The sequence below is a fragment of the Mycolicibacterium iranicum genome (assembly GCF_002101705.1).
GTDB lineage: Bacteria > Actinomycetota > Actinomycetes > Mycobacteriales > Mycobacteriaceae > Mycobacterium > Mycobacterium iranicum.
The window spans coordinates 24,052-50,942 of record NZ_LQPC01000010.1 but is presented as its reverse complement, the minus strand read 5'-3'; the positions used below and the strand labels follow the sequence as shown (position 1 = coordinate 50,942).

The following is a 26,891-nucleotide window of genomic DNA, read 5'->3' as shown; positions in this document are numbered from 1 at the left end:
AAAACCCCGGCCGATGGCCGGGGAATCTGTAACCGATGACGCGACTCAGGTGTAACCCATCACCCGACTCATCACAGAGTGGAGCTAAGGGGAATCGAACCCCTGACCTTCTCGATGCGAACGAGACGCGCTACCAACTGCGCTATAGCCCCTAGTGCCGGTACAGGTTATCAGCCGGCTGGCACGGCCAGAAATCGCGAGGTGGTTACTGGCCCGCCGCCCGCGGAAGGTCGTAGTGGCGCGAGAAGGGCACGTAGTCGAGGTGCTCGAACGCCGGATCCTCGTCGTCGATCTCCAGCACGGCCGCACCCGGTCGGCGCAGGCGCGCCGGGGTCACGTCGTAATCGCGATCACTGGTGTTCTCGACGCCGAGCCGCGACCTGGCCATCCGTTGCGCACGTCGCCTACGCAGCTGCTCCTCGATCCGGGTCTGCCTGCGCAGGTAGGCCAGATACAGCAGGGTCACCGTGGCGGTCGCGGCGGTGGCGTACCACATGGTTGACGACCAGGTGAATGCCGCGACCGCGCTGGCCAGCATCAACACGGCCATCACCGCGATCGTGCGGGCACGGAAACGGTACTTGCGCGCCGACACCGCGGCAGCGGTCGTCGACTCGCGGCGCCTGCGCCGAGCATCGCTGAGCGAGTCCGCAACTCGCGTCTCGGGCTCCGACGGCTGCTCGTCGGAGTTCTCGTCGTCGGTGTCGCCGTCGTACTCGTATTCGTCGTCGATGACGGAGTAGACGCCGGTGTCTTCGGAGGTGTCGCGCTCCCCGTCCTGGGCGGCAGCCGTCACCGGCTCGTCGCGTACGTCGTCACGCTCGGCGACGCCGTCGAAATCCAAAGTGAGCTCGTCGGTTTCGGCCGCCACCGGCTCCGCGATGTCCGCCACGGGAAGCGCTCCGGAGTCCTCGACCACGTCGACGTCCAGGTAGTCCGGCTCGCCGTCGGCACCGTCGGCTTCGGCGGCGACCATCACGACTGCACGGCTCGGCGCTGCCTCGTCATCGAGGTCGGCTTCTTCGGCGGACGACTGCCAGTCCGGATCACTGCGATGACCGGAGGCGGGCCCGCGACGTCGCCGCAACCGCGCACCCGCGCCGCTGTTGAGCACGCGGGTGGCCAGCGCGACATCGCTGGTCCGACGCACCGCGTCCCGCTTGCTGATCAGCATCGGGACGAGAACGAAGAGCCAGAGGACGACGAGCGAGATCCAGAGGAGAGATTGGGGGATGCTTGGCATGGCGCCTGCTCCTTTCCCCATCAGGCTAGGTCTGTGACCAGCGCATCCAAGGGCGGCGCGCCGAGACAATTACACACCTGTAATTCGCTGGAGACAAGCACCAAACGTCACACGTGTCACATGAGTAACACACCGGCTCCGGCAAACGAGCCGTCAGGCCCAGGAGGCGTGCCCCGCGCGAACCAACGCAGAGGCCACCGACCCGTTCAGTTCCTCGATCGTGATCGCGACCAGCAAGTGGTCCCGCCACGCGCGGTCGACATCCAGGTAGCGCTTCAGCAGGCCCTCTTCGCGGAACCCGGCCTTTGCCAGCACCGCCCTGCTCGCCCCATTCTCCGGACGCACTGTTGCTTCGACACGGTGCAGCATCACCGGGCCGAAGCAATGGTCGAGGCCGAGAGCCAGCGCGGCAGTGGCGACACCGCCGCCTGTCGATTCGCTGGCCACCCAGTACCCGATCCACGCGGACCGCAGCGCGCCGTGCGTGACGTTCCCGATCGTGAGCTGTCCGGCGAATTGGCCGTCGAGTTCGATCGCGTAGGGCAGCATCCGGCCCTTACGAGCTTCCGAGCGCAGGCCCGAACACACCGAGGGCCACGCCGAAACCGAATGGCGCAGTTCCCAATTCATGTCGGTCGAGGGTTCCCACGGCTCCAGGTGCGCACGGTCGGCGAGCCGGATCCTGCTCCATTGCGCGGCATCGCGGAGTCGGATCGGGCGTAGCCGGACTGTGCCTGCGGGCACGACTAGCGGCCCGACCGGCTGCGGCCACCCCGGATGCTGCGACCGGGAACTCAGCAGGTTCATCAGAGCAGCCAATCGGGACGCTCAGCCGCGCTGCGCAAGGAACGCGACGTCGACGACCTCACCGGTACGGATCTGCTCGGCCTCGCTGGGGACGATGACCAAGCAGTTTGCCTCGGCCAGCGTCGCGAGCAGATGCGACGACGCACCCGGCGCGCCGCCGAGGGCTTGAACGAGGTACTCGCCGGTGTCCTGATCACGCATCAACTGGCCGCGGAGAAACCCCTTGCGGCCGGCGACGGAGCTGATCGGCGACAGCGTGCGAGCAGGCACCATTCGACGCATCGCCTGCCGCTTGCCGAGTGAGAGGCGGATCAACGGCCGCACCATCACCTCGAACACTACGAGCGCACTCACCGGATTGGCGGGCAGCAGGAAGACGGGCACACGGTCCGGCCCGAGCTGACCGAATCCCTGCACCGACCCGGGATGCATGGCGATGCGGGTGACCTCCATGTCACCGAGCTGGGCCAGCACCGCCCGCACCCCTTCGGCCGCCGCACCGCCGACCGCACCGGCGATGACCACGACCTCGGAGCGGCTGAGCTGACCCTCGACCACCTCACGCAACAGTTTGGGGTCGGTCGGCACGATGCCGACTCGGTTCACCTCGGCACCGGCATCGCGACCGGCCGCCGCCAACGCATAGGAGTTGACGTCGTAGACCTGACCGTTGCCAGGAGTGCGGGAGATGTCGACGAGTTCACCGCCCACACACATCACCGACACCCGCGGCCTGGGGTGCACGAGCACTCGCTCGCGTCCTACAGCCGCCAGCAGACCCACCTGAGCAGCCCCGATGATGGTTCCCGCCCGTACCGCGACGTCACCGGGCTGCACGTCGTCACCCGTGCGACGGACGTAGGCGCCGGACCGCACGCCGCGCAGGACCCGGACGCGCGAGTCGCCGCCATCGGTCCATCGCAGCGGAAGCACCGCATCGGCGAGGGTGGGCATCGGCGCCCCGGTCTGCACCCGGGCGGCCTGACGGGGTTGCAGCCGACTCGGTGTGCGGCTGCCCGCCTCGATCAGACCCATCACCGGCAGGCTGATCTCCTGCGGTCTGCCCTGGTCGCGATCGCCGTCCTCGTCGGCACCGTCGCCCGCACCGCCGATTCCGAGGACGTCGATGCTGCGTACGGCATAGCCGTCGATGGCCGCCTGATCGAACCCGGGCAGCGGACGCTCGGTCACTACTTCCTCGGCGCACATCAGGCCCTGGGCTTCGGCGATTGCCACGCGCACCGGCCGCGGCGCGACCGCGGCTGCTGCCACCCGAGCCTGCTGCTCTTCAACCGAACGCACAGCTCGCCTTTCTTCCGTTGACCGGCTGGCGTCGACCGGCCCGCTCGGCAGTGCAGCCGTGGCTAGTGTTCGGTCGCCGCCGGGACGGCGTCAGCCGACCCTGTCGGGACGGCGTCAGCCGTCCCTGTCGGAGCGAGCCCGAGCCTTTCGACCAGCCACCGGCGCAGTTCGGGCCCGTAATCGTCCCGCTCCAACGCAAAGTCAACCGCAGCCTTCAGGTAGCCCCCGGGATTTCCCAGGTCGTGTCGAGAACCGCGATGGACGACGACGTGGACCGGGTGGCCCTCCTCAATCAGCAGAGCGATCGCGTCGGTGAGCTGCAACTCACCGCCCGCACCCTTCGGGATCCGCCTCAACGCGTCGAAGATCGCCCGGTCCAGGACGTACCGGCCGGCCGCGGCGAACAGCGACGGCGCGTCTTCCGGCTTCGGCTTCTCGACCATGCCTTTGACCCGCAGCACGTTCGGGTTGGCCGCATCGGGCACGGGCTCGACATCGAAGACGCCGTAGGCGCCGATGTCCTCTCGGTCGACCTCGATCGCGCACAGCACCGTTCCGCCGCGCTTGGCGCGCACCTTCGACATCGTCTCCAGCACACCGGTCGGCAGTACCAGATCGTCGGGCAGCAACACCGCGATCGCGTCCTCGTCGGGCGACAGGCTCGCTTCGACACAGCCGACGGCATGTCCGAGGCCGAGCGGTTCGGCCTGAACGACCGATTCGACCTTGATCAATGCCGGTGCCCGGCGGACCTTTTCGAGCATCGTCTTCTTGCCGCGGGCTTCCAGCGTCCCTTCCAGGACGAGGTCCTCGACGAAGTGCGCGACGACGCCGTCTTTGCCTTCGGAGGTGATGATGATGAGCCGTTCGGCGCCGGCCTCTGCGGCTTCGGCGGCGACGAGCTCGATCCCCGGGGTGTCGACGACCGGAAGCAATTCCTTCGGCACCGTCTTGGTGGCAGGCAGGAAACGGGTTCCCAGTCCCGCTGCGGGGACCACCGCGGTGTACGGAATGGGAACTTCAGGCCGATTCATCGTTCACACACTAACCTCTCTGCGTCGGTTGTTCTCCCCATACCCGAGCTTCAAAGGACTACTCGGTGACGTCCAACAAATCAGAGGTACGCGCCGGAATCCTCGCTGCCAGGCGGTCATTGAGTCGGCAAACACGCGAGCGCGAAACGGCCGATTTGACCCGGCATCTGGAGGCGTTCGTAGAGCCGGGGACGACGGTGTGCGCCTATATTCCGGTCGGTTCTGAACCTGGCTCGGTCACGATGATCGACAAGCTGGTGGCACGGACGGTCACCGTCTTGCTGCCCGTCGCGCGCGAGGATGCCGACGGCACTCCCCTGCCAATGCAGTGGGGTCGCCACATTCCGGGCCAGCTGATCGACGCTCCGTTCGGATTGCGCGAACCCGCGCCACCGTGGTTGCCCGCGGTTGCAGTGGCCAACGCCGCCGTCGTCTTCGTTCCAGCCCTCGCGGTCGACCGGCACGGTGCCCGTTTGGGCCGCGGTGCCGGGTATTACGATCGGACGTTGCCGCTGGCGGCACCCGGTGCGCTCCTCGTCGCCGTCGTCCGCGACGATGAACTGGTCGATCACCTGCCGTCGGAAGCCCACGACGTCCGGATGACGCACGCGCTGACCCCTCGCCGGGGGCTCGTCCCACTCGTGTGACCCTGGGGGGAATGAGCCGCGCCCGCTGGCGGTTCTAGCACTTGAGCCGGTAGAGTGCTAAACAGTTTGACCACCTCGGAGGTTTGCGTGCCCACCTATTCCTATGCGTGCACCGAATGCAGCAACAAGTTCGACGTGGTGCAGGCGTTCACCGATGACTCTCTGACCGACTGCCCGCAGTGCGACGGACGGCTGCGGAAGGTGTTCGGCAAGGTCGGCGTGGTCTTCAAGGGCAGCGGGTTCTATCGCACCGACAGCCGCGAGTCCGGAAAGAAGACCAGCACCGGTAGTTCCGGCAGCACCGAGTCCTCGAGTTCGTCATCGGATTCGTCCTCGTCGAGCACGAGCTCGTCGACGTCGAAGTCCGGTTCGTCCGACTCCTCGAGCTCATCGAGCTCATCGAGTAGCTCCTCGGCTCCCGCCGCCGCTGCGTCCAGCTGATCGTTATCCACAACTTCCGGATTGCCGGCTGACGGCAGCCCGCCGGGCTGCTTAGCGTGGCCCCATGGGGGAATCGCTCGACCCGTCGCCGCTCGATCGACTCAGCCGCGCGTTGCGGCCCGACTGGTCGAGAACGCCGTCGGCGCGACGGGCGCTCGCCGCCGCCTTGGTGGTATTGGCCGCCGTCGCGGCATGGCGCGGCGATCCCCGCAACGATCACACCGAGGTCGTCGTGACCGTTCGCGATCTGTCGCCTGGGGTTGAGCTCACCGCGGGCGACGTCCGCGTGGAGTCTCGATCGCTGCCCACGGTGCCCGACGGGGCGCACCGGGATGTCGATGCCATCGTCGGCGCCACTCTGGCAGGACCCGCTCGCCGCGGCGAAGTGCTCACCGACGTCCGCCTTCTCGGACCGCGCCTCGCGGAATCGGCCGCAGGCCCCGATGCGCGCATCGTTCCCATCCCCCTGGCGGACGCCGCGTTGATGGACCTCGTCAGGCCCGGCGACGTCGTCGATATCGTGGCGGCACCGGCTGACGACGCCGCGGAGGCGCGCCTGGTCGCGGCGAACGGGGTCGTTGTGCTGGTGTCCGCCAAGGAAAGTGGGGTGGGCGCCCGAGGTGGCGAGCGGGTGGTGCTCGTTGCGCTTCCTGCCACCGCCGCGAAGACCGTCGCGGGGATCGCGCTGGTTCAGGCCGTCACGCTGACATTGCACTGAGCTGCAGACAACAAAACACCCCCGGGACTTCCCGGGGGTGCTCCGTTTGGTCTAGGTCAGATCACCAGTCGCCGATGGCGGGGCCGACCGGGTATTCACCCTCGAATGCCGAGGCCGTGGTGCCGGCGACCGCCTTGACGGAGTCGCGGACCTCGGTCGAGCTGCTGCCGCCGGCGTGGACGATCCCGGCGTCGGCGAGGCGCGCCTCCGAGATGCCACGGGCAACACCGAAGTCGTTGATGCGGATGACCGAGTTCTCCGAGGCCTGCCGGCTGGTGACCTGAGGAGCCGGTGCGATCTCCTCGACCTCGGCGTTGGCGGTTCCTGCGCTCAGTCCGGAGAAAGCTGCTGCCATAAAGAACGAGCCCAAGCCCACGGCACCCAGCTTCTTCGCACTACGAGCGGGCGCTTTGGCGTGCTTAGCCATCAGCTTCCCCTTTACTAAGAGTGAGGACACAAGTGTCCTGCTTGACGTTTTCAGGCCTTCACAGGGTATCAGCCGGAACCTCCAAGCGCGCACCCAATCAAAGATTCTTATTCGTGTGGTAGGGCCCGACTGGACCCAGCTATCAGAAGGCCGAAAGCCTTTTACCCGCTTGGCTTTTGACGTGCAGGGCACCGACGGGAATTCGGGTTGCCGCGCCTCACAGAATCCTCACAGTCGGCCCGCTTTACAGCAGCAGGCACTAAGTTCGTTGCACTGAGAGAACCACGAAGAAGAAAGGGTCATCGCCATGCTGAAGGGTTTCAAGGAATTCATCTCGCGAGGCAACGTCATCGACCTCGCTGTCGCGGTCGTGGTCGGCGCCGCGTTCACCGGCCTGGTCACCGCATTCACCCAGAATGTGGTGCAGCCGCTGGTCGATCGCATCGGTGCGGGCCCAGACGCCGAGTACGGAATCCTCAAGATCCCGCTGGGTGCCGATCAATTCGTGGACCTGAACGCGGTGCTGTCCGCGGCCATCAATTTCCTGATCGTCGCCGCGGTGATCTACTTCGTCATCGTGGTTCCGTTCAAGAAGCTCAAAGAGCGCGACGCCAAGGTGGTCTCGGAAGAGACCGAGCTGACGCTGCTGACCGAGATCCGCGATCTCCTACAGGCGCAATCGGCCAACACCGTCACCGCAGACCACACCGAGAAGGACACACCGACCACCGAGAAGTGACACCCTCTGATCACGAAATCAGCCCCCGGCCGAAGCCGGGGGCTGATTCTTTCAAACCAGGTGGAACCAGATAAAGCCTTGTGTCAGTTCATGTTCCACGGGGCGCCGTAGGTGCTGACGCTGTCGCCCGTCGAGGAGATCAGCCGAGCGAACGGACGCAGCAGCACGCCGCCGGCAGCGCCGGTCACGGTGCCGTGAGCGTTGGACACGACGACCGAGCCACCCGGGCCGGCGACGTCGACCGAGAAGGTCGCCACTTCCTGGATGCCGGGGCCGTTACCGAGGTCAGCCGAGATCGACACGCCGGGGAACAGCGGCGGGGTCACGATGCTGTCGCCGAGACCGAAGTCGGGGTCGATGCCGGGGACGCCGTAGCCGTCGAACGCGATGTTCGGGGTGGTGTAGCTGAAGTTGATGCCCACGCCGAGCGACCACGGGAAGCCGACCTGGTAGCCGAGCTCGAGGGTGCCCTCGAAGTCGTCGGCGCCTTCGCCGGCGACGATGTAGGTCGCCTTGCCGGAGTGGAACCACTCACGGGTCAGACGGTTGCGGTCGAGGGGGAAGACGCCGTTGAGGAACGTGTCCCACTGCTGAACCGTCAGAGTGCGGCCCTGGCCGTCCACGACACTCAGCTCATTGTCCAATCCCGCGTGAGAGGTGCCAGTGCTCACGAACAATGCCGCGATGGACGCCACCATCGCGATCAGCACCCGAGTGATTGCCTTCATGATCTCCCTAGCTCAGCGTTACGGATGCCCCGGGCGGGGCTCCGATGTGTCCGTGCCTGGCTTTACCGCTACACCACACACCTCGCAAGACTTCCATGTGAGAAGAATTAAAAACCCCACATCTTGTTCTTACGATTCGCTCATCGTTGACACGAGGAACATAACGGGGAGGCATCTGACCGGCAACGCGAGGCCCCGGTGGTGTTAATCGGGACGCAAAGCCTCGCGTCATTTGCTGGAGATTTCCCCGGGTGTCCCGGACCCCTTCCGCGCGGCGACGGGGAGTCGTTTTCATGCGCCGCAGTTCGTGACCCCGCATCGACGTATTCGTCAATCGGAGCGAATCCGTTACCAGCGGGTGCTTATGGACGCTTAAGCGAAATCACAGGTCAATCGTGGTGGGGCGGGACGTTGTCCTGCAGCCACCGGTCGTGGTCGTCATGGCCGTCCGATGAAACGGGTTCGCGTTCGTCGCGCGTGACGTCAGGAAGCGAGTCCCCAAAGACTCTGTTAACTAGCTCGCGGGACTCGCGAGAAGGTCCGGCCACGGTCTCATCTCCCTGTGATTAACATCACTATTTGACGCATAGGTTTGTTCACCTGGTCTTAACTTTGCGGTCCTGTTCGGCTTCATAAATGCCAGAATCCGCTCGGTACAAACATGCCCGTACCGGCGGATTCTGGACTAGTCCCACAGAAAAGCGGGCGATTAGATCTCCAAACTGGATAGCTGCGCGATGATCTGACCCGCCAGCGGTCCGAGGGTGGCCATGCCGTCGCGGACCGCCGCGCGCGAGCCCGCCAGGTTGACCACCAGCGTGCTTCCCGAGATGCCTGCGAGACCACGCGAGACGCCGGCGTCGATCGTCCCCGCCGACAGGCCGGAGGCCCGCAGCGCCTCGGCGATACCCAACAGCTCTCGGTCGAGCAGATCGCGGGTCGCCTCAGGGGTCACGTCGCGCGGCGTGACGCCGGTTCCTCCGACGGATACCACGAGGTCGACGCCGCCGATGACGGCGGTGTTGAGTGCGTTGCGTATCTCCACCTCGTCCGACGAGACCACGACGACCCCGTCCACGACGAAACCGGCCTCGCCGAGCAGTTCGGCGACCAGCGGACCGCTGTGATCCTCTTCGTCTCCGTGAGCGGTGCGGTCATCGACAACAACTACCAAGGCACGACCTACCAAGGCGTGGGGCTGCTCCATGAGCTCAACCGTATATCTCGGTGCAGACACGGGAGCAGCCACTCTGAGCACGGCGCGGTCGTCTCCGATCGAGGACCTCACTGGGCGGCCTTGCCGAGCGTGACTTCCAGCGACTGCGACTTACCCGACGGGTCGAGGTACGTCAGGGTCACCTTGTCGCCGGGGGCCTTGGAGCGAACGGCGGCCACCAGCGCGTCGGCGCTGCTGATCACCCTGTCGTCGAGCTTGGTGACCACCACGCCGCTGGGAAGTCCGGCGGCCGACGCCGCGCCGCCGGCGGTCACCTCGACGATCTTGGCGCCGTCGACGCCCGCGTCGTTGCCGACCTGAACTCCGAGCGAGGCGCGCGACGCGCTGCCGGTCTGGATGATCTCATCGGCGATCCGCTTGGCCTGGTCGACCGGGATGGCGAAGCCGAGGCCGATGGAGCCGCCCTGGGGACCGCCGGCATCGGCGCCCAGGGTGGCGATCGCCGAGTTGATGCCGACCAGTTCGCCACTCATATTCACGAGGGCGCCGCCGGAGTTGCCCGGGTTGATCGCCGCGTCGGTCTGGATGGCGTCGAGGACCGTGTTCTGGTTCTTGGCGTCGCCGCTGGCGGCAACCGGTCGGTTGAGGGCGCTGATGATGCCGGTCGTCACCGTGCCCTCCAGGCCGAGGGGTGAGCCGATCGCCACGACGTCCTGGCCGACCCGCAGATCTGCCGACGAGCCGACCGCAATGGGCGTCAGGCCCGACACGTTCTGCGCGCGGACGACGGCAATATCACTGCCGGGATCGGCGCCGACCACCGTGAACGATGCAGTCTTGCCGTCGGCGAACGTCACCTTCGTCTTTGCGGAACCACCCGGCACACCGACGGGACCGGCGTCGCCCGCCGCGGCGGCGACCACGTGGTTGTTGGTGAGGATGAGCCCGTCGGTCGACAGGATCACCCCGGAGCCCTCTTCCGTCGCGCGTCCCTGGTTGACCTCGAGCTTCACCACGCTCGGCACCACTTTTGCCGCGACGGCCTCGACGGACCCACTGGGCACGCTGGCCGCCGGCACCGAGGGCGCGGCGCCCGATGCGCTGATACCGCTCAGGCTGTGGTCGGGGTGGACGAGCATCGCGACCCCGCCACCGACTCCGGCCGAGACCAGGGCGACAGCCACCGCGCCGGCGATCAAAGCCGATGCACGGGAACGCTTTCCGGGCTGTGGCTGCGACGCGGGCGGCATGCCCGGGCGCGGGTACTGACCCGGCCCGGTCGGCATGGGGGCGCCGGGATACGGATCGTACGGCGGCCGAAACGCTTGGCGCTGCTGCTCGGTCGCGTAGCGCCAGTCCCAACCGCCGGTGCCCTGCTGCTCATAGGATCCTGACCGCTGCGGCCCGACAGGGCCCTGCGGCCCCTGCCCGGGATAGCCGGACTGACGACCCGGCTGCGGAGTCGGCGAGTACCTCGGGTGGTTGGTCATATCGCTGCAGTGCTCTTCCTCGAGTCGGTTCTGACGCTTAGATCAACGATCGTTGCCATGTCAGCGTGCCCAAACGTACTGAGAAACCCCTTAGAGATCGATTTCCTTTGAGACAACATTCGCGCGTGGCGTGGGCACATCCGTCTCAATCATCCCCGCCGGTGACACAGGTCACCGGTGTACCGCCTCAGCGTGTCGCGGCTACTCGTCATCCCGCCCGGCGGCCACCGAGAGGCGCCCCGGCAGCACCACATGCATCGACGTTCCGGGCGGCTGACCGCCGGGGACGGTGTCAGCGACGCGCAAACTGCCGCCGTGTTTGAGCACGACCTGTTTGACGATCGCGAGTCCGAGCCCGGACCCCGGCATCGCGCGGGCCGAGGTGGACCGGAAGAACCGCTCGAAGACGAGGTCGCGCTCATGCGGTGGGATCCCGGGACCGAAGTCCGACACCACCAATTCGGCGTGCAGCGAGTCGATCTGGGTGAGCCGGACCCCGACGCTCCCGCCGGGCGGACTCCACTTGGCCGCATTGTCGAGCAGGTTGAGTACCGCGCGGCCGAGGCCGGCGGCGTCGCCGTACACCTGCCACGGCGTGATGGCGACGTTGAATTCGATGTCGTTGCGACGCCTGCGAACCCGCTCCAGGGACCGCTCGATGACCTCGGACATCTCGACCGTGTCGTGGACGGCGTTTCCCGCGTCCTCGCGGGTGAGATCGACCAGATCGCCGACCAAGGTGGACAATTCCTCGATCTGGCCGATCACGTCGGTACGCAGCTCGATCATGTCCTTTTCGGGAAGCCGTGGGGCGCCGGGCTTCATCGACTCCATCAGCAGTTCGACGTTGGTGCGCATCGACGTCAGCGGCGTGCGAAGTTCGTGGCCTGCGTCGGCGACCAGACGAGCTTGGCGCTCCCGGGATTCGGCGAGCGCCCGCAGCATCATGTTGAAAGCTTCGGTGAGGCGGGCGAGTTCGTCGTTGCCGGCCACAGGGATCGGGCGCAGATCGTCGGTGCGCGCAACCCTTTCTGCCGCCTGAGTGAGCCTGGCCACCGGTCTCAAACCCGCGCTGGCCACCATGCCGCCTGCGATGGCGGCCACGGCGACGCCGAGTCCGCCGACGATGAGCAGGACGGTGCCGAGGCGCTTGAGCACCTTGCCCGTCGGGGCCAGGTTCTTCGAGAGCAGCAAGGAGTTGCCACTGGCGAGGTGGACAGCCAGCACCCGCTGACGGTCGACGGTTCGCAGCGACATCCACAGCGTGCCGTCCATGACGTCCTGCTCGGGCGCCCCCACCGGCAGCGTCTCGCCCTGCTGATTGGCGGTGTACTTGCTGCGGCCGGGGATGTAGAACATCGCGTTCATGTCGGAGTACGCGGTGCCCTCGATGGCCTTGCCGGGATCGGCGTCCAGTGAGCCGCTCTCGATGAGCATTTCCGCTCTGGTCCTAAGCTGATTGTCGATGTCGTCGTAGAGCGCGCGGGAGACCACCGCATAGACCGCGACGGCCATCAGCACGACGGAGATGACCACCATCGACATGGCGAGCAACATGACCCGCCATCGCAGAGACACCGAACTGGCAGGGTGGGAATTCGCGGCCGGCTGGCCCGGCCACGGGCCCGACTTGGGCTCCAGGACCATCAGGGCGGCGTCTCGCGAAGCACATAACCCACACCACGCACCGTGTGGATCAGCCTCGGTTCTCCTTCGGCCTCGGTCTTGCGCCGCAGGTATCCGACGTAGACCTCGAGCGCGTTGCCCGAGGTCGGAAAGTCGAAGCCCCAGACCTCCTCCAGGATTCGGCTCCGGGTCAGCACGCGACGCGGGTTCGCGATCAACATCTCCAGGAGTGAGAACTCGGTGCGGGTCAGGCTGATCGCGCGATTACCTCGGGTCACCTCGCGCGTCACCGGATCCAGGGACAGATCCGAGAACGTCATCGCCGCGGAATCGGCGTCGCCCTCGTCGGGGCCGGTGCGGCGGAGCAGCGCCCGCATCCGAGCGAGCAGTTCTTCCAGCGCGAACGGTTTGGGAAGGTAGTCGTCGGCTCCGGCATCGAGGCCGGCGACACGCTCGGACACCGAGTCGCGGGCCGTGAGGACCAGAATCGGGAGATCGTCGCCCGTGCTGCGCAGCTGCCTGCAGACTTCGAGTCCGTCCAGGCGCGGCATCATCACGTCGAGCACCACGGCGTCGGGACGGCTGCTGGCGATCAGATCGAGAGCTTCGCGACCGTCCTGTGCCAGCTCGACCGAATAACCATTGAAGGACAGTGACCGTCGCAGGGATTCGCGCACGGCGCGATCGTCATCAACGACAAGAATGCGCACTGCCACAGTCTCAACCCAGTGTCTGAGAGGGGCCTGAGAGGCGCGCCGCCAACCTGACGGTTTCCCTGAGAGTTAGCGGCGGTCGAGGTCGATCAGGCCGAGACGTGCGGCCTTGAGCAGGCGACGCGGCACCTTGCGGGGCTGACCGGCGACGGTGACGTTCACCAGACCCGTGGCTTCCGCTTTCCACTGCGCGCGCCGGCTACGGGTGTTCGCGCGCGACATCCTGCGCTTCGGCACAGCCATGATCGAGCTCCATCTCATCGGGGTGTCTGCCTGCAAGCCTGGACCAGGCCGGGCGCTGACAATTGCTGACCAGGATAGCCCGTGGGCTGGGCGTGCTCCAAACTCCGCCGCTCGGCCGAAACCGCGACCGCCGCCGAAAACGCCGAGAGCCCCCGGCGCGGGTCGCACACTCAGATACCGCCGACCGCCGCCCAACCCTTGACTTGGTACCGCCGGTAGCGATTAACCTACCGGTTGGTTGGTCGAAGGTCCGACGCCATGGTGCCGGTAAGGAGTGCGTGTGACGAGTGAGCCGGGTGACACGATCGGAAACTCGGTCCGTATCGGCAACTGCTCCGGCTTCTACGGCGACCGCCTCTCGGCGATGCGAGAAATGCTCGCCGGCGGCGAGCTGGACTACCTCACCGGCGACTACCTGGCCGAACTCACCATGCTGATCCTGGGCCGCGACCGGATGAAGAACCCCGACCGCGGTTATGCCAAGACTTTCCTGCGTCAGCTCGAGGACTGCCTCGGCATGGCCACAGACCACGGCGTCCGCATCGTCGCCAACGCCGGCGGGTTGAACCCCGCGGGATTGGCCGACGCCGTGCGGGCGTTGGCCGACAAGCTCGGCGTCGCGATCACCGTCGCCCACGTCGAGGGCGACGACCTGCTCGGCCGCGCCGACGCACTCGGCCTCGGCACACCGCTGACGGCCAACGCCTACCTCGGAGCGTGGGGCATCGTCGACTGCCTCGCGTCCGGCGCCGACGTCGTCGTCACCGGCCGGGTCACCGACGCGTCAGTCATCGTCGGCCCCGCGGCCGCCCATTTCGGTTGGCAGCCAACCGATTACGACCGGATCGCAGGGGCGGTCGCGGCGGGCCACGTCATCGAATGCGGCACACAGGCCACCGGCGGCAACTTCTCGTTCTTCGCCCGGGATTTCCCCGACCTCACGGTGTTGACCCATCCGGGCTTCCCGATCGCCGAGATCCACGCCGACGGCTCCTCCGTCATCACCAAGCACCCCGGTACCGGTGGCGCCGTCACGGTCGACACTGTCACCGCCCAGCTTCTCTACGAGATCGGCGGCGCCCGGTATGCCAACCCCGACGCCACACTGCGCGTCGACAGCATCGAGCTGACCGGCGACGGCCCCGACCGGGTTCGCATCAGCGCCGTGAAGGGCGAGCCACCGCCGCCGACACTGAAGGTTTCGCTCAACAGCCTGGGCGGCTTCCGCAACGAGGTCACGTTCGTGCTCACCGGGCTCGACGTCGAAGCCAAAGCCGAGTTGGTGCGCCACCAGTTGGAATCCGGCCTGCAGGTGAAGCCGGCCGAATTGGAGTGGACGCTGGCACGCACCGATCATCCCGACGCCGACACCGAACAGACGGCGAGCGCGCTGCTGCGCTGCGTCGTCCGCGATCCTGACCCCGACACCGTGGGCCGCCGGTTCTCCTCGGCCGCCGTCGAGCTCGCGTTGGCCAGTTACCCCGGGTTCACCAGCACCGCACCGCCGGGCGACGGTCAGGTCTACGGCGTGTTCACCGCCGCCTTCGTGCCTGCCGAGGAAATAACCCACGTCGCGGTGCACGCCGATGGCACCCGCAGCGTCATTCCCGCCGCTGCACACACCGCCGAACTCGAGCCCGTTCCCGATCCCGATCTTCCGGCAGCACCGACACCCGGTGCGACGCGACGGCTCCCGCTGGGCACCATTGCCGGCGCGCGCAGCGGTGACAAAGGCGGGAGCGCGAACGTCGGGGTGTGGGTGCGAACCCCCGCGCAGTGGGCGTGGCTCGCGCACACTCTCACCGTGGAGAAGCTGCGTGAACTGCTCCCGGAGGCGAAAGACCTTCCCGTCACGCGCCACGTCCTGCCGAATCTGCGGGCCGTGAACTTCGTCATCGACGAGATCCTGGGCCAGGGCGTCGCCTATCAGGCGCGCTTCGACCCTCAGGCCAAAGGACTCGGCGAATGGCTGCGAAGCAGGCACGTCGACCTACCCGAGGAGTTGCTGCCATGAGCATTTGGACCACACCCGAACGCGAGGATCTGCGAAAGACGGTGCGCGCCTTCGCCGAGCGCGAGGTCTTGCCCCACGTCGACGAGTGGGAACGCCTCGGCGAGCTGCCGCGCGACCTCCACCGCAAGGCCGCCCAAGCCGGTCTGCTGGGCGCGGGTTTCCCCGAGGCGGTCGGCGGCGAGGGCGGCGACGCCGCCGACGCCCTCGTCATCTGCGAGGAAATGCACCAGTCGGGTTCCCCAGGAGGCGTTTTCGCATCGCTGTTCACGTGCGGCATCGCGGTGCCGCACATGATCGCCTCCGGCGACGAGCGGCTGATCGAGGAGTACGTACGCCCGACGCTGCGCGGCGAGAAGATCGGGTCGCTGGCAATCACCGAGCCCGGCGGCGGCTCCGACGTCGGGCACCTGACCACCCGCGCGGTGCGGGAGGGTGATGAATACGTGCTCAACGGCGCAAAGACCTACATCACGTCTGGGGTACGCGCTGACTACGTCGTCACCGCGGCGCGCACCGGCGGCCCTGGCGCAGCCGGTGTTTCGCTGATTGTGGTCGATAAGGGCACCCCCGGCTTTGAGGTCAGCCGTAGGCTGGACAAGATGGGCTGGCGCTCCTCGGACACGGCCGAACTGTCCTATTCAGATGTGCGAGTGCCCGCGGCCAACCTCGTCGGAGTCGAGAACACCGGGTTCCTGCAGATCGCCGCGGCGTTCGTCTCCGAGCGCGTCGGCCTTGCCGCGCAGGCATATTCGAGTGCTCAGCGCTGCCTCGACCTGACCGTGGACTGGTGCCGCAACCGCGAGACGTTCGGCAAGCCGCTGATCGCACGCCAGTCGGTGCAGAACACGCTCGCCGAGATGGCGCGCCGCATCGACGTGGCACGCGTATACACCCGCGCGCTCGTCGAACGGCAGATAGCCGGAGACCACAACCTGATCACCGAGGTCTGCTTCGCGAAGAACACCGCGGTCGAATCCGGCGAATGGGTGGCCAACCAGGCGGTGCAACTCTTCGGCGGCATGGGGTACATGGCCGAGTCGGAGGTCGAACGGCAGTATCGGGACATGCGCATCCTCGGTATCGGCGGTGGCACCACCGAAATCCTCACCTCGCTGGCCGCCAAGACGTTGGGATTTCAGGCATGAGCCTCAAGTCCACCCTGGACACCCGATCACCCGCCTACACCGAGGCCGCCGACGCGATGGCGGTCAAGCTGCTGGAACTGGAGACCGAGCACGCCAAAGCCCTTGCGGGAGGCGGCGAAAAGTACGTAGCTCGCCACCACGCCCGCGGCAAGATGACCGCACGCGAGCGCATCGAGGCGCTGCTCGATCCCGACTCCCCCTTCCTGGAGTTGAGCCCGCTGGCCGCCTGGGGCACCGACTTCACCGTCGGCGCAAGCGTGGTCGTGGGCATCGGCGCGGTCAGCTCAGTCGAATGTCTAGTCGTCGCCAACGATCCCACCGTCAAGGGCGGCACCAGTAATCCCTGGACGCTACGGAAGATCCTGCGCGCCAACCAGATCGCACTCCAGAATCGACTGCCGGTGATCTCGCTGGTGGAGTCGGGCGGCGCCGATCTGCCCACACAGAAGGAGATCTTCATCCCGGGCGGGCAGATGTTCCGCGACCTGACGCGGCTCTCCGCTGCGGGCATCCCGACGATCGCGCTCGTGTTCGGAAACTCGACGGCGGGCGGTGCCTACATCCCCGGCATGTCCGACCACGTCGTGATGATCAAGGAACGCTCGAAGGTGTTTCTGGCCGGCCCACCGCTGGTGAAGATGGCCACCGGTGAGGAATCCGACGATGAGTCGCTCGGCGGTGCCGAGATGCACGCCCGCACCTCCGGTCTCGGTGACTACTTCGCCGTCGACGAACTCGACGCGTTGCGGATCGGACGGCGCATCGTCGCACGGCTGAACTGGCGCAAGTCGGGCCCGGCGCCCAAGCCGTTCACCGCCCCACTTTTCGACGAGAGCGAATTAATCGGCGTGGTGCCGCCAGATCTGCGTATCCCGTTCGACCCGCGGGAGGTGATCGCCCGGATCGTCGACGGGTCCGAGTTCGACGAGTTCAAGCCGCTCTACGGCGGCTCACTGGTCACCGGGTGGGCCACGCTGCACGGCTATCCGCTCGGCATCCTCGCCAACGCGCGCGGCGTGCTGTTCAGCGAGGAGTCACAGAAGGCCACCCAGTTCATCCAGCTCGCCAATCGCTCCGACACCCCACTGTTGTTCCTTCACAACACCACCGGCTACATGGTGGGAAAGGACTACGAGGAGCGCGGGATGATCAAGCACGGCTCGATGATGATCAACGCCGTCTCCAATTCGACCGTCCCGCACATTTCGCTGCTGATCGGCGCATCGTACGGAGCCGGGCACTACGGCATGTGCGGCCGCGCCTACGACCCGCGCTTCCTGTTCGCCTGGCCCAGCGCGAAATCGGCGGTCATGGGCGGTACACAACTGGCCGGCGTGCTGTCGATCGTCAGCCGGGCCGCCGCAGAGGCCCGCGGCCAGCAGGTCGACGAAGCCGCCGATGCCGCGCTGCGCGCCGCCGTCGAAGCCCAGATCGAGGCGGAGTCGCTGCCGATGTTCCTGTCCGGACGGCTCTACGACGATGGCGTGATCGATCCGCGCGACACCCGCACCGTGTTGGGAATGTGCCTGTCCGCCATCGCCAACGGTCCGATCGAGGGGACGTCGAACTTCGGCGTCTTCCGGATGTGAGCGCCCGCATGTCTGCGATTTCGGCGTGCGCAGTTGCGCTCACCGCGACCGAGCACGCCGAAATCGCTGGGAGAAGCAGATGATCACACGAGTTCTGGTCGCCAACCGCGGCGAGATCGCGCGGCGGGTGTTCGCCACCTGTCGGCGGCTCGGAATCGGCACCGTCGCGGTCTACACCGACCCGGACGCCGACGCCCTCCATGTCACCGAGGCGGATGCGCGAGTGCGACTCGAGGGCACCCGGGGCTATCTGGACGCCGAGCAACTCATCGCCGCGGCTCGGGCAGCGGGTGCCGACGCGGTGCATCCCGGTTACGGATTCCTCTCAGAAAACCCAGATTTCGCTCAGGCGGTCGAGGAGGCGGATCTGACGTGGATCGGTCCGCCGGTGGCGGCCGTGGCGGCGATGGGCTCCAAGATCGAGGCGAAGAAGATCATGGCCGCCGCCGGGGTTCCGGTCCTGGAGGAACTCGACCCCCAGGCAGTGACACCCGACATGCTGCCGGTCCTGATCAAAGCGTCAGCGGGCGGAGGCGGCCGAGGGATGCGCGTGGTCCGCGACCTCGCGCAGTTGCCCGCGCAGGTGGAAGCCGCACGGCGCGAGGCCCAGTCGGCGTTCGGTGACCCCACCGTCTTCTGCGAGCGCTACCTCGACGCAGGCCACCACGTCGAGGTTCAGGTGATGGCCGATGCGCACGGCACGGTGTGGGCCGTCGGGGAGCGTGAATGCTCCATTCAACGCAGGCACCAGAAGATCATCGAGGAGGCCCCGTCGCCGCTGGTCGAACGCGTCGCGGGGATGCGCGACAAGCTGTTCGAGGCGGCACGGCTGGCCGCCACCGCGATCGGTTATACCGGCGCGGGCACTGTCGAGTTCATGGCCGACGGCGCGGGCGGCTTCTTTTTCCTCGAGATGAACACCCGGCTGCAGGTGGAGCATCCGGTCACCGAGCTCACCTCGGGATTGGACCTTGTCGAACTACAGTTGGCTGTCGCCGACGGGGCGCGACTAGAATCGATACCACCTGTGTCACAGGCGTTCTCGATCGAAGCCAGGCTCTACGCCGAAGACCCGGCCAAGAACTGGCAGCCGCAGGCGGGCACCGTGCACCGCTTCGCCGTCCCCGCCGCGGGGGCGGAGTTCGGGCCGGTCGGGCGCGCCGGTGTGCGTCTGGATTCGGGCATCGCCGACGGGTCGGTGATCTCGGTGTTCTACGACCCGATGATCGCCAAGGTCATCTCCTACGCGCCGACCCGCGCCCAGGCTGCCGCGCTGCTGGCCGACGCGCTGACCCGCGCGCGGGTGCACGGCGTCAGGACGAACCGCGACCTGCTGGTCAACGTGCTGCGCCACCGCGCCTTCCTCGCCGGCGCCACCGATACCGCGTTCTTCGAGACGAATGGGCTTGCCGACCTTGCCGCGCCGGCCGGCGAGATGCAGGCGAGCCTGTCGGCCGTGGCAGCTGCGTTGGCCGACGCAGCCCACAATCGTTCCACGGCAGAGGTTTTCGGCGCTGTGCCGAGTGGCTGGCGAAATCTCGCCTCCGGATATCAGACCAAGACGTTCAAGGATGCCGACGGCGAGATCCACGACGTCCGGTATCGGTTCACCCGTGGCGGCGTCACCATCGAAGGGCACGATGACGTGCGGATGGTTTCGTCGACACCGCACCGGGTCGTGTTGAGCGTGGCGGGGGTGGAGCGTCCCTTCGACGTCGCGCGCTACGGCGACGACGTCTACGTCGACTCCCCCGCCGGATCCATGCATCTCGTCGCGGTATCCCGGTTCCCCGATCCCGACGCGGCACTCGCCCACGGGTCGCTTGTCGCCCCGATGCCGGGCTCGGTGCTGCGCGTCGCAGCATCCGCCGGCGACAGGGTGATCGCGGGACAACCGCTGATGTGGCTGGAGGCGATGAAGATGGAACACACCATCACCGCTCCCGCCGACGGTGTCCTCGTCGAGCTTCATGTCATAGCAGGTCAACAAGTCGAGGTGGGCGCCGTGCTGGCACGCGTCGATTCAGGAGAGGGCGATCAGTGAGCGGATTCATCGAGACCGAGGAACAGCAGGCGCTGCGCAAGGCGGTGGCCGCCATGGTCGCCAACTATGGGCAGGAGTACTACCTCGAAAAGGCCCGCGCCGGCCAGCACACCGACGAATTATGGTCCGAGGCAGGAAAACTCGGCTTCATCGGAGTGAACCTGCCGGAGGAGTACGGTGGCGGCGGTGCGGGCATGTACGAGTTGAGCCTGGTCATGGAGGAGATGGCCGCCGGCGGGGCTTCGCTGCTGATGATGGTCGTCTCACCCGCGATCAACGGCACGATCATCTCGAAGTTCGGCACTGAGGAGCAGAAGAAACGCTGGATCCCGGGTATCGCCGACGGATCCTTGACGATGGCTTTTGCGATCACCGAACCCGATGCCGGATCGAACTCGCACAGGATCACCACGACGGCCCGTCGCGACGGCAGCGACTGGATCCTTTCCGGGCAGAAGGTTTACATCTCCGGTGTGGATCAGGCGCAGGCGGTGCTTGTCGTGGGTCGCACCGAAGACCACAAAACGGGCAACCTGAAACCGGCCCTGTTCGTGGTGCCCACGGATACACCGGGATTCACGTTCACGAAGATCCCCATGGAGATCATCAGCCCGGAGTTCCAGTTCCAGGTTTTCCTCGACGAGGTCCGGTTGCCCGCCGATGCGCTGGTCGGATCCGAGGACGCGGCGATCGCGCAGTTATTCGCCGGCCTGAATCCCGAGCGCATCATGGGTGCGGCCAACGCGGTCGGCGTCGGCCGCTTTGCTCTTGACCGAGCCGTCGAGTACGTCAAGACGCGGCAGGTGTGGAAGACGCCGATCGGCGCACACCAGGGCCTGTCACATCCGTTGGCGCAGAACCACATCGAGGTCGAGCTCGCGAAGCTGATGATGCAAAAGGCCGCGGCTCTCTACGACGCGGGCGACGATGGCGGAGCGGCCGAAGCCGCCAACATGGCCAAGTACGCGGCCGGCGAAGCCTCGGTGCGCGCGGTGGATCAGGCGGTGCAGTCCCTCGGCGGCAACGGTTTGACCAAAGAGTACGGCGTGGCATCGATGCTGACGGCGTCGCGGCTGGCCCGCATCGCCCCGGTGAGCCGAGAGATGATCCTCAACTTCATTGCGCAGACGTCGCTGGGTCTCCCGAGGTCCTACTGATGAGCGCTCGCGCGAAGAAGAGGCGGTGCTGATGAGCGCTTGCGCGAAGAAGAGGCGGCACCAGTGAGCGTCCTGGTCGGCTATGAACGCGACGGCGCGGTCGCGCGATTGACCCTGGATTCGCCGCACAACCGCAATGCCCTGTCCTCGGCGCTGGTCGAGCAGCTGCATGACGCCTTGACCCGCGCGGCCGCCGATCAGGGCGTACGGGTTGTGGTGCTGGGCCACACGGGCGGGACGTTCTGCGCCGGCGCCGATCTGAGCGAGGCGGCTGGGCGGGATCCGTCGGAACTGGCGGTCGCCCGCGCACACGAGATGACGCGCCTGCTCCGCCGCATTCTCGAACTCCGGCTGCCGGTGATCGCCGCGATCGACGGTCATGTCCGCGCAGGCGGGCTCGGACTGGTCGGCGCCTGTGACATCGCGGTGGCCGGCAACGCGAGCACGTTTGCGCTCACCGAGGCGCGCATCGGTGTCGCCCCGTCGATCATCTCGCTGACACTGTTGCCGAAGATGTCGGCGCGGGCGGCGGGCCGGTACTTCGTCACCGGCGAGAAGTTCGGCGCGGCCGAGGCCGCCGACATCGGGCTGATCACCGTGGCCGCCGACGACGTCGGGGCGACCGTCGCCGAACTGGCGGCCGCGATCGCCCAAGGGTCGCCCCAGGGGCTCGCGGCGTCGAAGGCGCTCACCACGGCGGCAGTGATCGACGACTTCGAGCTTCGCGCAGAGAAATTGACGCGCGAGTCGGCCCAACTGTTCGTCTCCGACGAGGCCCGGGAGGGCATGCTGGCGTTCCTGGAGAAGCGGCCGCCGCGCTGGGTCGGCTGACCAGCTCACAGTTTGGCCAAGATACTTGCATGTGCCGACGTTCGTCGTAGGCTCGGTGGCGATGTGCGCACGTCTCGCTCCGAGAAGGTCACGATGAGCACACCCGCGTACCGCAGCGGGTCGATGCGTGCTGGCGACACCGACCGAATCCAGGTAGCCCAGCTACTCACCGATGCCGCCGCGTCGGGCACGCTGGGCATCAGCGAGTACGAGGACCGCCTGAACAGGGCGTACGCCGCGCAGACGTACGACGAACTCGACCGCCTGTCGGCCGACCTTCCCGGCGCGATCACCCGGGGCCGCGGCGGTCCGTGCCGGCCCGCGCCGTCCAGCCTGCTGCTCGCGATCCTGAGCGGCTACGAGCGCCGGGGGCGATGGAACGTTCCCCGCAAGCTGACCACATTTGCCTTCTGCGGTGGTGGAGTCGTCGACCTGCGCTACGCCGACTTCACCTCCCCCGAGGTTCACATTCGGACCTATTCGATCATGGGCGGGCAGACGATCCTGGTGCCGCCGGAGGTCAACGTCGACGTGCACGGCGTCGCGGTAATGGGCAGCTTCGACCACCGCGTCGAAGGCGAGGGTTCTCCCGGCGCCCCACTAGTGCGCATCAGCGGGTTTTCCGTGTGGGGCAGCGTCACCGTCCGGCGCAAGAAGCGCAAGCGCGCCGTCTAGCGACCTACCGCCGCCGCTTGGCACTCAGATAATCACCGACCACCGCAGCGCCCAACCCGTCGAGGTCTGGCACCACCACTCGTCCGCCCACGCGGCGCGCGACCTGGTCGATGAAACGTGCCAGCCCCGGATCGCTGCCGAGCCGGAAGATCGTCACCTGCGCCCCGAGCCGCGCTACTTCGTCGAACCCCTTCACCGTGTGGGCGATGGTCCGTGGGTGCGGCGGGTAATCGAAGAAAACGGCAGAAGATCCGTTCCCGTCGAAGTCCTCCAGGTGAGCTGTCGGCTCACCATCCGTCACGACGAGGATCACCGGTTGAGCGTTGGGGTGACGCCTCAGGTGCCGGCTGGCCAGCGCCAGCGCGTGGTGCAGATTGGTGCCCTGCTCGTAGACGCCCTCCAGTCCGGTCAGCTCGGCGGCGGTGACGGTACGGGCGTAGCGGCCGAACGCGACGATCTGCAGGGCATCGGAACGGAACCGGGTGCTGACGAGGTGGTTGAGCGCCAGCGCCGTGCGCTTCATCGGCAGCCAGCGGTTTTCCATCACCATCGAGAACGAGGTGTCGACCAGCAGCGCGACCGCGGCTTGCGTGCGGGTCTCGGTTTCGGAGATCTCGACGTCCTCGACCGTGATCCGGATCGGTCGCGCCGACTCGCCGGTTCCCGCCTCACGCAGGACGGCGTTGGTGAGGGTCCGGGTGACGTTCCATGGTTCGGTGTCGCCGAACTGCCATGGCCGCGTCGCGCCGGTCAACTCGCCCGCCGCCCCGGCCTTGCGGGTGTCGCGCTCACCGTGACGACCCGAAAGCTGTTGCGCCACATCCCGTAAAGCTGCCTGCCCGAGCTGGCGCATGGCCTTCGGCGAGAGCCGCCACTGCCCGTCTGAGCCGCGGTCGAGAAAGCCCTGGTTCATCAGCGCGCGTTCCAGCTCGGCCAGGGTCCTGGCGTCGACGGCCGCGTCCTCGCCGAGTTGGCGTGCCAGCATGTCGAGGTCGACGTCGTCCATCGTCGCGCCCGAGTAGCTCTGTGAGAGCTGCTCGGCGAGCTGTTCGAGTTCAGAGATGTCGGCGAGTGCCTGCGCGCCCTCCCCCATGCCCAGCGGGTCGTCCCCGGAGAACCGCTGCGAACCCGACCAATCCTCGCCGGGGCGGGCGGCCTGGAGATGGCTGTCCAGACGGTTGAGTGCGTTCATCAACGACGGCGACCCGAACGCCTGCTGCGCCAAAGAGTCCAACTCGGCGCGCTGCTGCTCGCTGAGGCTGTTGCGGAACCGTTGGGCGGCTGCGGAACGCTTCGCGAGCGAGTCCAGCAGCTCGTCGACATTTTGCGGATTCTCCGGGAAGTATTGGCCGTGCTTGGCCATGAAGTCCTGAAAATCCTGTTGCGTGTCTTCGCCTTTGGCGTGTTTGTCGAGCAGATCGTTGAGGTCGTCGAGCATCTCGTTGACGCGCTGACGATCCTCGTCGGTCGCGTTCTCCAGAGCTTCCTTCATGCCGGCGAACCGCTGATCGAGCATCTCCCGGCCCAGGAGGTCCTTGATCTGCTCGTACTTTTCGCGGGCCTCCTGCGAACGCCAGTCGTACTCCGCGAGCTCCTGGACAGCTTTGGCGGGCGACGGCGACAGGGACTCCAGCTGCAGTTCGCCGAAGCGGGCGTCATCGTCGAGCGCCCGCGCCAGCTCCTTGCGCTCGGCGAGCACCGCCTCATCGAGCAGCTTTTTGATGTCGGCCAGGGTTCCGTCGAGGTTGTTGCGCTGCAACAGTTCCCGACGGCGGCGGTTGGCCTCGGCCGCGAGCTTGTCGGCGCCGGGCATGTTCCTGGTGCCGCGCCGCAGAAGCTCCGACAGCGCACGGCGGGGCGAGGTGCCTTCCATGACGTCCTGCCCGATCGCCTCCAGCGCCTCCCGCAAATCGACAGGAGGTGCCAGCGGGTCAGGGCCGCCGGTGTAGCGGGAGTACCGCGAAAACCTCCTAGCCATAGACCGTTTCGCCTTGATCGGACACCTTGTCGATCCGCTTCGCCAAATAGAGCGCTTCGAGCGCCAGCTCGATCGCCGCCGCGCGCTGCCCTTCGGACTGTGCGCCGAGGCGCTGCTGAATCTCGGCGACGGCGGACACCTCGGGCAGCGCTGCCAGAACGTCGCGGGCCGACACCCGCTCGCCCGTGGTCACGGGTGAGCCACCCTCCACCGCCGTGACAATCGGTCCGACGTCGATGCCGCCGAGCAGCCGTTGCGCCGTCTCGGCGGTGGCCCGGCGCAACAGATGTTCCAGAATCGCCTGCTCGCGACCCTCCTCGCCGGATTCGAACTCCAACTTGCCGCGAAGCACGTCGATGATCGACGCGAGATCCACCACGCGCGCGACCGGCTCCTGCTCGCCGAGCACCGCCGCGCGATGCCGGGCCGACGCCGCGACGGTCTCAGCCGCGGCGATCGCGAACCGTGCCGAGACCCCGGAACGCTGGTCGATGGAGCTCGATTCGCGCAGGCTGCGGGCGAACCGCGCCAAGATCTGCAGCAGGTGCTCGGGCACCTCGGCGGCCAGATGCGCCTCTTGCACGATGACGCCGACCTCGGCGTCGAGTTCCTGCGGATAGTGGGTGCGGATCTCGGCCCCGAATCGGTCCTTGAGCGGGGTGATGATGCGTCCGCGGTTGGTGTAGTCCTCCGGATTCGCGCTCGCGACGACCAGGACGTCCAGCGGCAGTCGCAGCGTGTAGCCGCGCACCTGGATGTCGCGCTCCTCCATCACGTTGAGCATCGACACCTGGATACGTTCGGCCAGGTCGGGCAGCTCGTTGACCGCGACGATGCCGCGGTGCGCGCGAGGGACAAGACCGTAGGCGATGGTCTCGGGGTCTCCGAGGCTGCGGCCTTCGGCCACCTTGATCGGGTCGATGTCACCGACGAGGTCGGCCACGCTGGTGTCGGGGGTCGCGAGCTTCTCGGTGTAGCGCTCACTGCGGTGGCGCCACTCGACGGGCAGGTCGTCGCCTGAATCGGCGGCCCGGCGGATCGACTCCGGGCTGATCGGGCTGTACGGGTGTTCGCCGAGTTCGGCGCCGGCGATGACGGGCGTCCACTCGTCGAGCATTCCGGTGAGTGCCCGCAGCAGGCGGGTCTTGCCCTGGCCGCGCTCACCGAGCAGGACGATGTCGTGTCCGGCGATGAGGGCCCGTTCCAGCTGCGGGATCACGGTGTCCTCGAACCCGAGGATGCCTGGCCACACCTCGTCGACGGGGGCGCCCGACGCGAGTGCCGCCAGCAGGTTCTCCCTGATCTCGGCCTTGACGCTGCGTTCGCGATGCCCCGATGCCCGCAGCTCGCCGACGGTGCGGGGGAGGTCGTTAGGTGATGTCACCACTCCAAGCTACGACTGCCGTCCGGATTAGGCACTGTGCCCCCGGTAACCAGGGGCTAACGGGTGCCCGGGGGCAGCATCTGGAAGCCGTCGAGAATCACCTGCGAATCGCGCTGATAGTCGGGATCCTGCTCGTCGGCGCTCTGCAGTGTGAGTGCCACACCGAAGGTTCTGCCTTCGGTGAACATGACGGCGCTGAGCAGTTCGGCGCGGCGGGGCCCCGCGGTACCCAGCAGCGGGGACATGTAGCTGCCGCGCACGGCGGGCAGACCGCACAGAGTGGTGTCGGTGAGCTCGAGGTCGGTCACCCCCAACTGCGACACCTGCCTGCGCTGCTCGTCGAAGAATCTCTGGGCGGACAGTTCGCCGCGGTGCGACTCAAGGGTCACCACAGCCGTCGGCGCCACTCCGCCGCGGGCGAGGTCGTCGTTGCGCATCACGAAGCGGATCATGTCCGAATCCAGTGCTGTGATCCGCTTCCATCCGTCCGGCTGGGGAATCCGCAGCACCGGATCGGCATCCGCCGAAACACCCGATGGGGCAGGCACATCGACCAGTTCGGCATCCACCGGCGTGCAGTCCTGAGCCGACGCGGCAGACCCGAACACCTGGCCGGGTTGTGCGGCCACCCCTCGCGCGTCGTCGACCACGCGGGTGCACGACGGCAGCATCGCCGCCGCGGCGATCGCGGCAACAGCGACGGCGCGTCGACGCCGGGATGTTCGGATCATCATGTGTC

General features: G+C 67.1%; 25 protein-coding genes and 1 tRNA gene. 11 read left to right on the top strand and 15 right to left on the bottom strand.

The window, feature by feature from the left end; translation table 11 throughout:
* Positions 1–79: 79 nt before the first annotated feature.
* From AWC12_RS02090 to AWC12_RS02070, 5 genes are all read right to left on the bottom strand, one after another.
* Positions 80–152 (bottom strand) — tRNA-Ala (locus AWC12_RS02090).
* Positions 153–205: 53 nt separating this feature from the next.
* On the bottom strand, positions 206–1,243 hold the full coding sequence (gene sepX, locus AWC12_RS02085; protein ID WP_085172006.1) for a divisome protein SepX/GlpR: 1,038 nt from the start codon (positions 1,241–1,243) through the stop codon (positions 206–208).
* Between the two features lie 153 nt (positions 1,244–1,396).
* Positions 1,397–2,050 carry a GNAT family N-acetyltransferase gene (locus AWC12_RS02080; RefSeq protein ID WP_085172004.1) on the bottom strand — a complete coding sequence of 218 codons (654 nt, stop codon included), beginning with the start codon at positions 2,048–2,050 and terminating at the stop codon, positions 1,397–1,399.
* Positions 2,051–2,071: 21 nt separating this feature from the next.
* Positions 2,072–3,352: a molybdotransferase-like divisome protein Glp gene (glp, locus tag AWC12_RS02075; protein WP_085172001.1), complete on the bottom strand. Its 1,281-nt coding sequence runs from the start codon at positions 3,350–3,352 to the stop codon at positions 2,072–2,074.
* Between the two features lie 62 nt (positions 3,353–3,414).
* Positions 3,415–4,386: a UTP--glucose-1-phosphate uridylyltransferase gene (locus tag AWC12_RS02070; protein ID WP_085171999.1), complete on the bottom strand. Its 972-nt coding sequence runs from the start codon at positions 4,384–4,386 to the stop codon at positions 3,415–3,417.
* 65 nt (positions 4,387–4,451) lie between these two features.
* Here AWC12_RS02070 and AWC12_RS02065 point away from each other — a divergent pair, with 65 nt between their 5' ends.
* The 3 genes from AWC12_RS02065 to AWC12_RS02055 all read left to right on the top strand — a co-directional run bounded on the left by AWC12_RS02065 (position 4,452) and on the right by AWC12_RS02055 (position 6,192).
* Complete coding sequence (locus AWC12_RS02065; protein WP_085171997.1) at positions 4,452–5,033, top strand: 5-formyltetrahydrofolate cyclo-ligase; 582 nt, start codon at positions 4,452–4,454, stop codon at positions 5,031–5,033.
* Between the two features lie 87 nt (positions 5,034–5,120).
* The gene (locus AWC12_RS02060; protein ID WP_085171994.1) at positions 5,121–5,474 is read left to right on the top strand and encodes an FmdB family zinc ribbon protein; all 354 of its coding nucleotides are present in this window, start codon (positions 5,121–5,123) and stop codon (positions 5,472–5,474) included.
* Positions 5,475–5,538: 64 nt separating this feature from the next.
* Positions 5,539–6,192: an SAF domain-containing protein gene (locus AWC12_RS02055; RefSeq protein WP_085171992.1), complete on the top strand. Its 654-nt coding sequence runs from the start codon at positions 5,539–5,541 to the stop codon at positions 6,190–6,192.
* 61 nt (positions 6,193–6,253) lie between these two features.
* On the opposite strand, the gene AWC12_RS02050 is transcribed toward AWC12_RS02055, so the two are convergent.
* Positions 6,254–6,619: a hypothetical protein gene (locus tag AWC12_RS02050; protein ID WP_085171990.1), complete on the bottom strand. Its 366-nt coding sequence runs from the start codon at positions 6,617–6,619 to the stop codon at positions 6,254–6,256.
* Positions 6,620–6,926: 307 nt separating this feature from the next.
* Between AWC12_RS02050 and mscL the strand changes: the two genes are divergently transcribed.
* Entirely contained in the window at positions 6,927–7,358 is a 432-nt protein-coding gene (gene mscL / locus AWC12_RS02045; RefSeq protein ID WP_024448100.1) for a large-conductance mechanosensitive channel protein MscL, read from the top strand.
* Between the two features lie 83 nt (positions 7,359–7,441).
* On the opposite strand, the gene AWC12_RS02040 is transcribed toward mscL, so the two are convergent.
* The 6 genes from AWC12_RS02040 to rpmF all read right to left on the bottom strand — a co-directional run bounded on the left by AWC12_RS02040 (position 7,442) and on the right by rpmF (position 13,335).
* Positions 7,442–8,086 (bottom strand): porin MspA, encoded by a 645-nt coding sequence (locus AWC12_RS02040; RefSeq protein ID WP_085171988.1) that lies wholly within the window; start codon positions 8,084–8,086, stop codon positions 7,442–7,444.
* A gap of 709 nt (positions 8,087–8,795) precedes the next feature.
* A complete protein-coding gene (locus AWC12_RS02035; RefSeq protein WP_024447995.1) occupies positions 8,796–9,293 on the bottom strand; it encodes a MogA/MoaB family molybdenum cofactor biosynthesis protein in 498 nt (165 codons plus the stop codon).
* Positions 9,294–9,370: 77 nt separating this feature from the next.
* A complete protein-coding gene (locus tag AWC12_RS02030; RefSeq protein WP_024447994.1) occupies positions 9,371–10,753 on the bottom strand; it encodes a S1C family serine protease in 1,383 nt (460 codons plus the stop codon).
* A gap of 201 nt (positions 10,754–10,954) precedes the next feature.
* A complete protein-coding gene (locus AWC12_RS02025) occupies positions 10,955–12,400 on the bottom strand; it encodes a sensor histidine kinase (protein ID WP_024447993.1) in 1,446 nt (481 codons plus the stop codon).
* Positions 12,400–13,089 (bottom strand): response regulator transcription factor, encoded by a 690-nt coding sequence (locus tag AWC12_RS02020; RefSeq protein ID WP_036465560.1) that lies wholly within the window; start codon positions 13,087–13,089, stop codon positions 12,400–12,402. The genes AWC12_RS02025 and AWC12_RS02020 overlap by 1 nt, the downstream gene beginning before the upstream one ends.
* A 72-nt stretch (positions 13,090–13,161) precedes the next feature.
* Positions 13,162–13,335, bottom strand: a complete 174-nt coding sequence (gene rpmF, locus AWC12_RS02015) for a 50S ribosomal protein L32 (RefSeq protein ID WP_024447991.1) — start codon at positions 13,333–13,335, stop codon at positions 13,162–13,164.
* A 304-nt stretch (positions 13,336–13,639) separates the two neighbouring features.
* On the opposite strand from rpmF, the gene AWC12_RS02010 reads away from it, so the two are divergent.
* The 7 genes from AWC12_RS02010 to AWC12_RS01980 all read left to right on the top strand — a co-directional run bounded on the left by AWC12_RS02010 (position 13,640) and on the right by AWC12_RS01980 (position 22,790).
* The gene (locus AWC12_RS02010) at positions 13,640–15,349 is read left to right on the top strand and encodes an acyclic terpene utilization AtuA family protein (protein ID WP_085172014.1); all 1,710 of its coding nucleotides are present in this window, start codon (positions 13,640–13,642) and stop codon (positions 15,347–15,349) included.
* Positions 15,346–16,494 carry an acyl-CoA dehydrogenase family protein gene (locus tag AWC12_RS02005; protein WP_085171983.1) on the top strand — a complete coding sequence of 383 codons (1,149 nt, stop codon included), beginning with the start codon at positions 15,346–15,348 and terminating at the stop codon, positions 16,492–16,494. Before AWC12_RS02010 ends, AWC12_RS02005 begins: the two co-directional genes overlap by 4 nt.
* On the top strand, positions 16,491–18,083 hold the full coding sequence (locus AWC12_RS02000) for an acyl-CoA carboxylase subunit beta (RefSeq protein ID WP_085171981.1): 1,593 nt from the start codon (positions 16,491–16,493) through the stop codon (positions 18,081–18,083). The genes AWC12_RS02005 and AWC12_RS02000 overlap by 4 nt, the downstream gene beginning before the upstream one ends.
* A gap of 79 nt (positions 18,084–18,162) precedes the next feature.
* Complete coding sequence (locus AWC12_RS01995; protein ID WP_085171979.1) at positions 18,163–20,127, top strand: acetyl/propionyl/methylcrotonyl-CoA carboxylase subunit alpha; 1,965 nt, start codon at positions 18,163–18,165, stop codon at positions 20,125–20,127.
* A complete protein-coding gene (locus AWC12_RS01990; protein WP_085171977.1) occupies positions 20,124–21,284 on the top strand; it encodes an acyl-CoA dehydrogenase family protein in 1,161 nt (386 codons plus the stop codon). Before AWC12_RS01995 ends, AWC12_RS01990 begins: the two co-directional genes overlap by 4 nt.
* Before the next feature lie 63 nt (positions 21,285–21,347).
* Positions 21,348–22,115, top strand: coding sequence for an enoyl-CoA hydratase family protein (locus AWC12_RS01985; RefSeq protein ID WP_085171975.1), 768 nt, complete (start codon positions 21,348–21,350; stop codon positions 22,113–22,115).
* A gap of 93 nt (positions 22,116–22,208) precedes the next feature.
* Complete coding sequence (locus tag AWC12_RS01980; RefSeq protein WP_085172012.1) at positions 22,209–22,790, top strand: DUF1707 SHOCT-like domain-containing protein; 582 nt, start codon at positions 22,209–22,211, stop codon at positions 22,788–22,790.
* A gap of 4 nt (positions 22,791–22,794) precedes the next feature.
* On the opposite strand, the gene AWC12_RS01975 is transcribed toward AWC12_RS01980, so the two are convergent.
* From AWC12_RS01975 to AWC12_RS01965, 3 genes are read right to left on the bottom strand one after another with little or no spacing between them, the layout of a single operon-like run.
* Positions 22,795–24,768, bottom strand: a complete 1,974-nt coding sequence (locus tag AWC12_RS01975; protein ID WP_024447983.1) for a VWA domain-containing protein — start codon at positions 24,766–24,768, stop codon at positions 22,795–22,797.
* The gene (locus AWC12_RS01970; RefSeq protein ID WP_085172010.1) at positions 24,761–26,152 is read right to left on the bottom strand and encodes a sigma 54-interacting transcriptional regulator; all 1,392 of its coding nucleotides are present in this window, start codon (positions 26,150–26,152) and stop codon (positions 24,761–24,763) included. Before AWC12_RS01970 ends, AWC12_RS01975 begins: the two co-directional genes overlap by 8 nt.
* A 56-nt stretch (positions 26,153–26,208) precedes the next feature.
* Positions 26,209–26,886 carry a hypothetical protein gene (locus AWC12_RS01965; RefSeq protein ID WP_234813805.1) on the bottom strand — a complete coding sequence of 226 codons (678 nt, stop codon included), beginning with the start codon at positions 26,884–26,886 and terminating at the stop codon, positions 26,209–26,211.
* Positions 26,887–26,891: the final 5 nt, after the last annotated feature.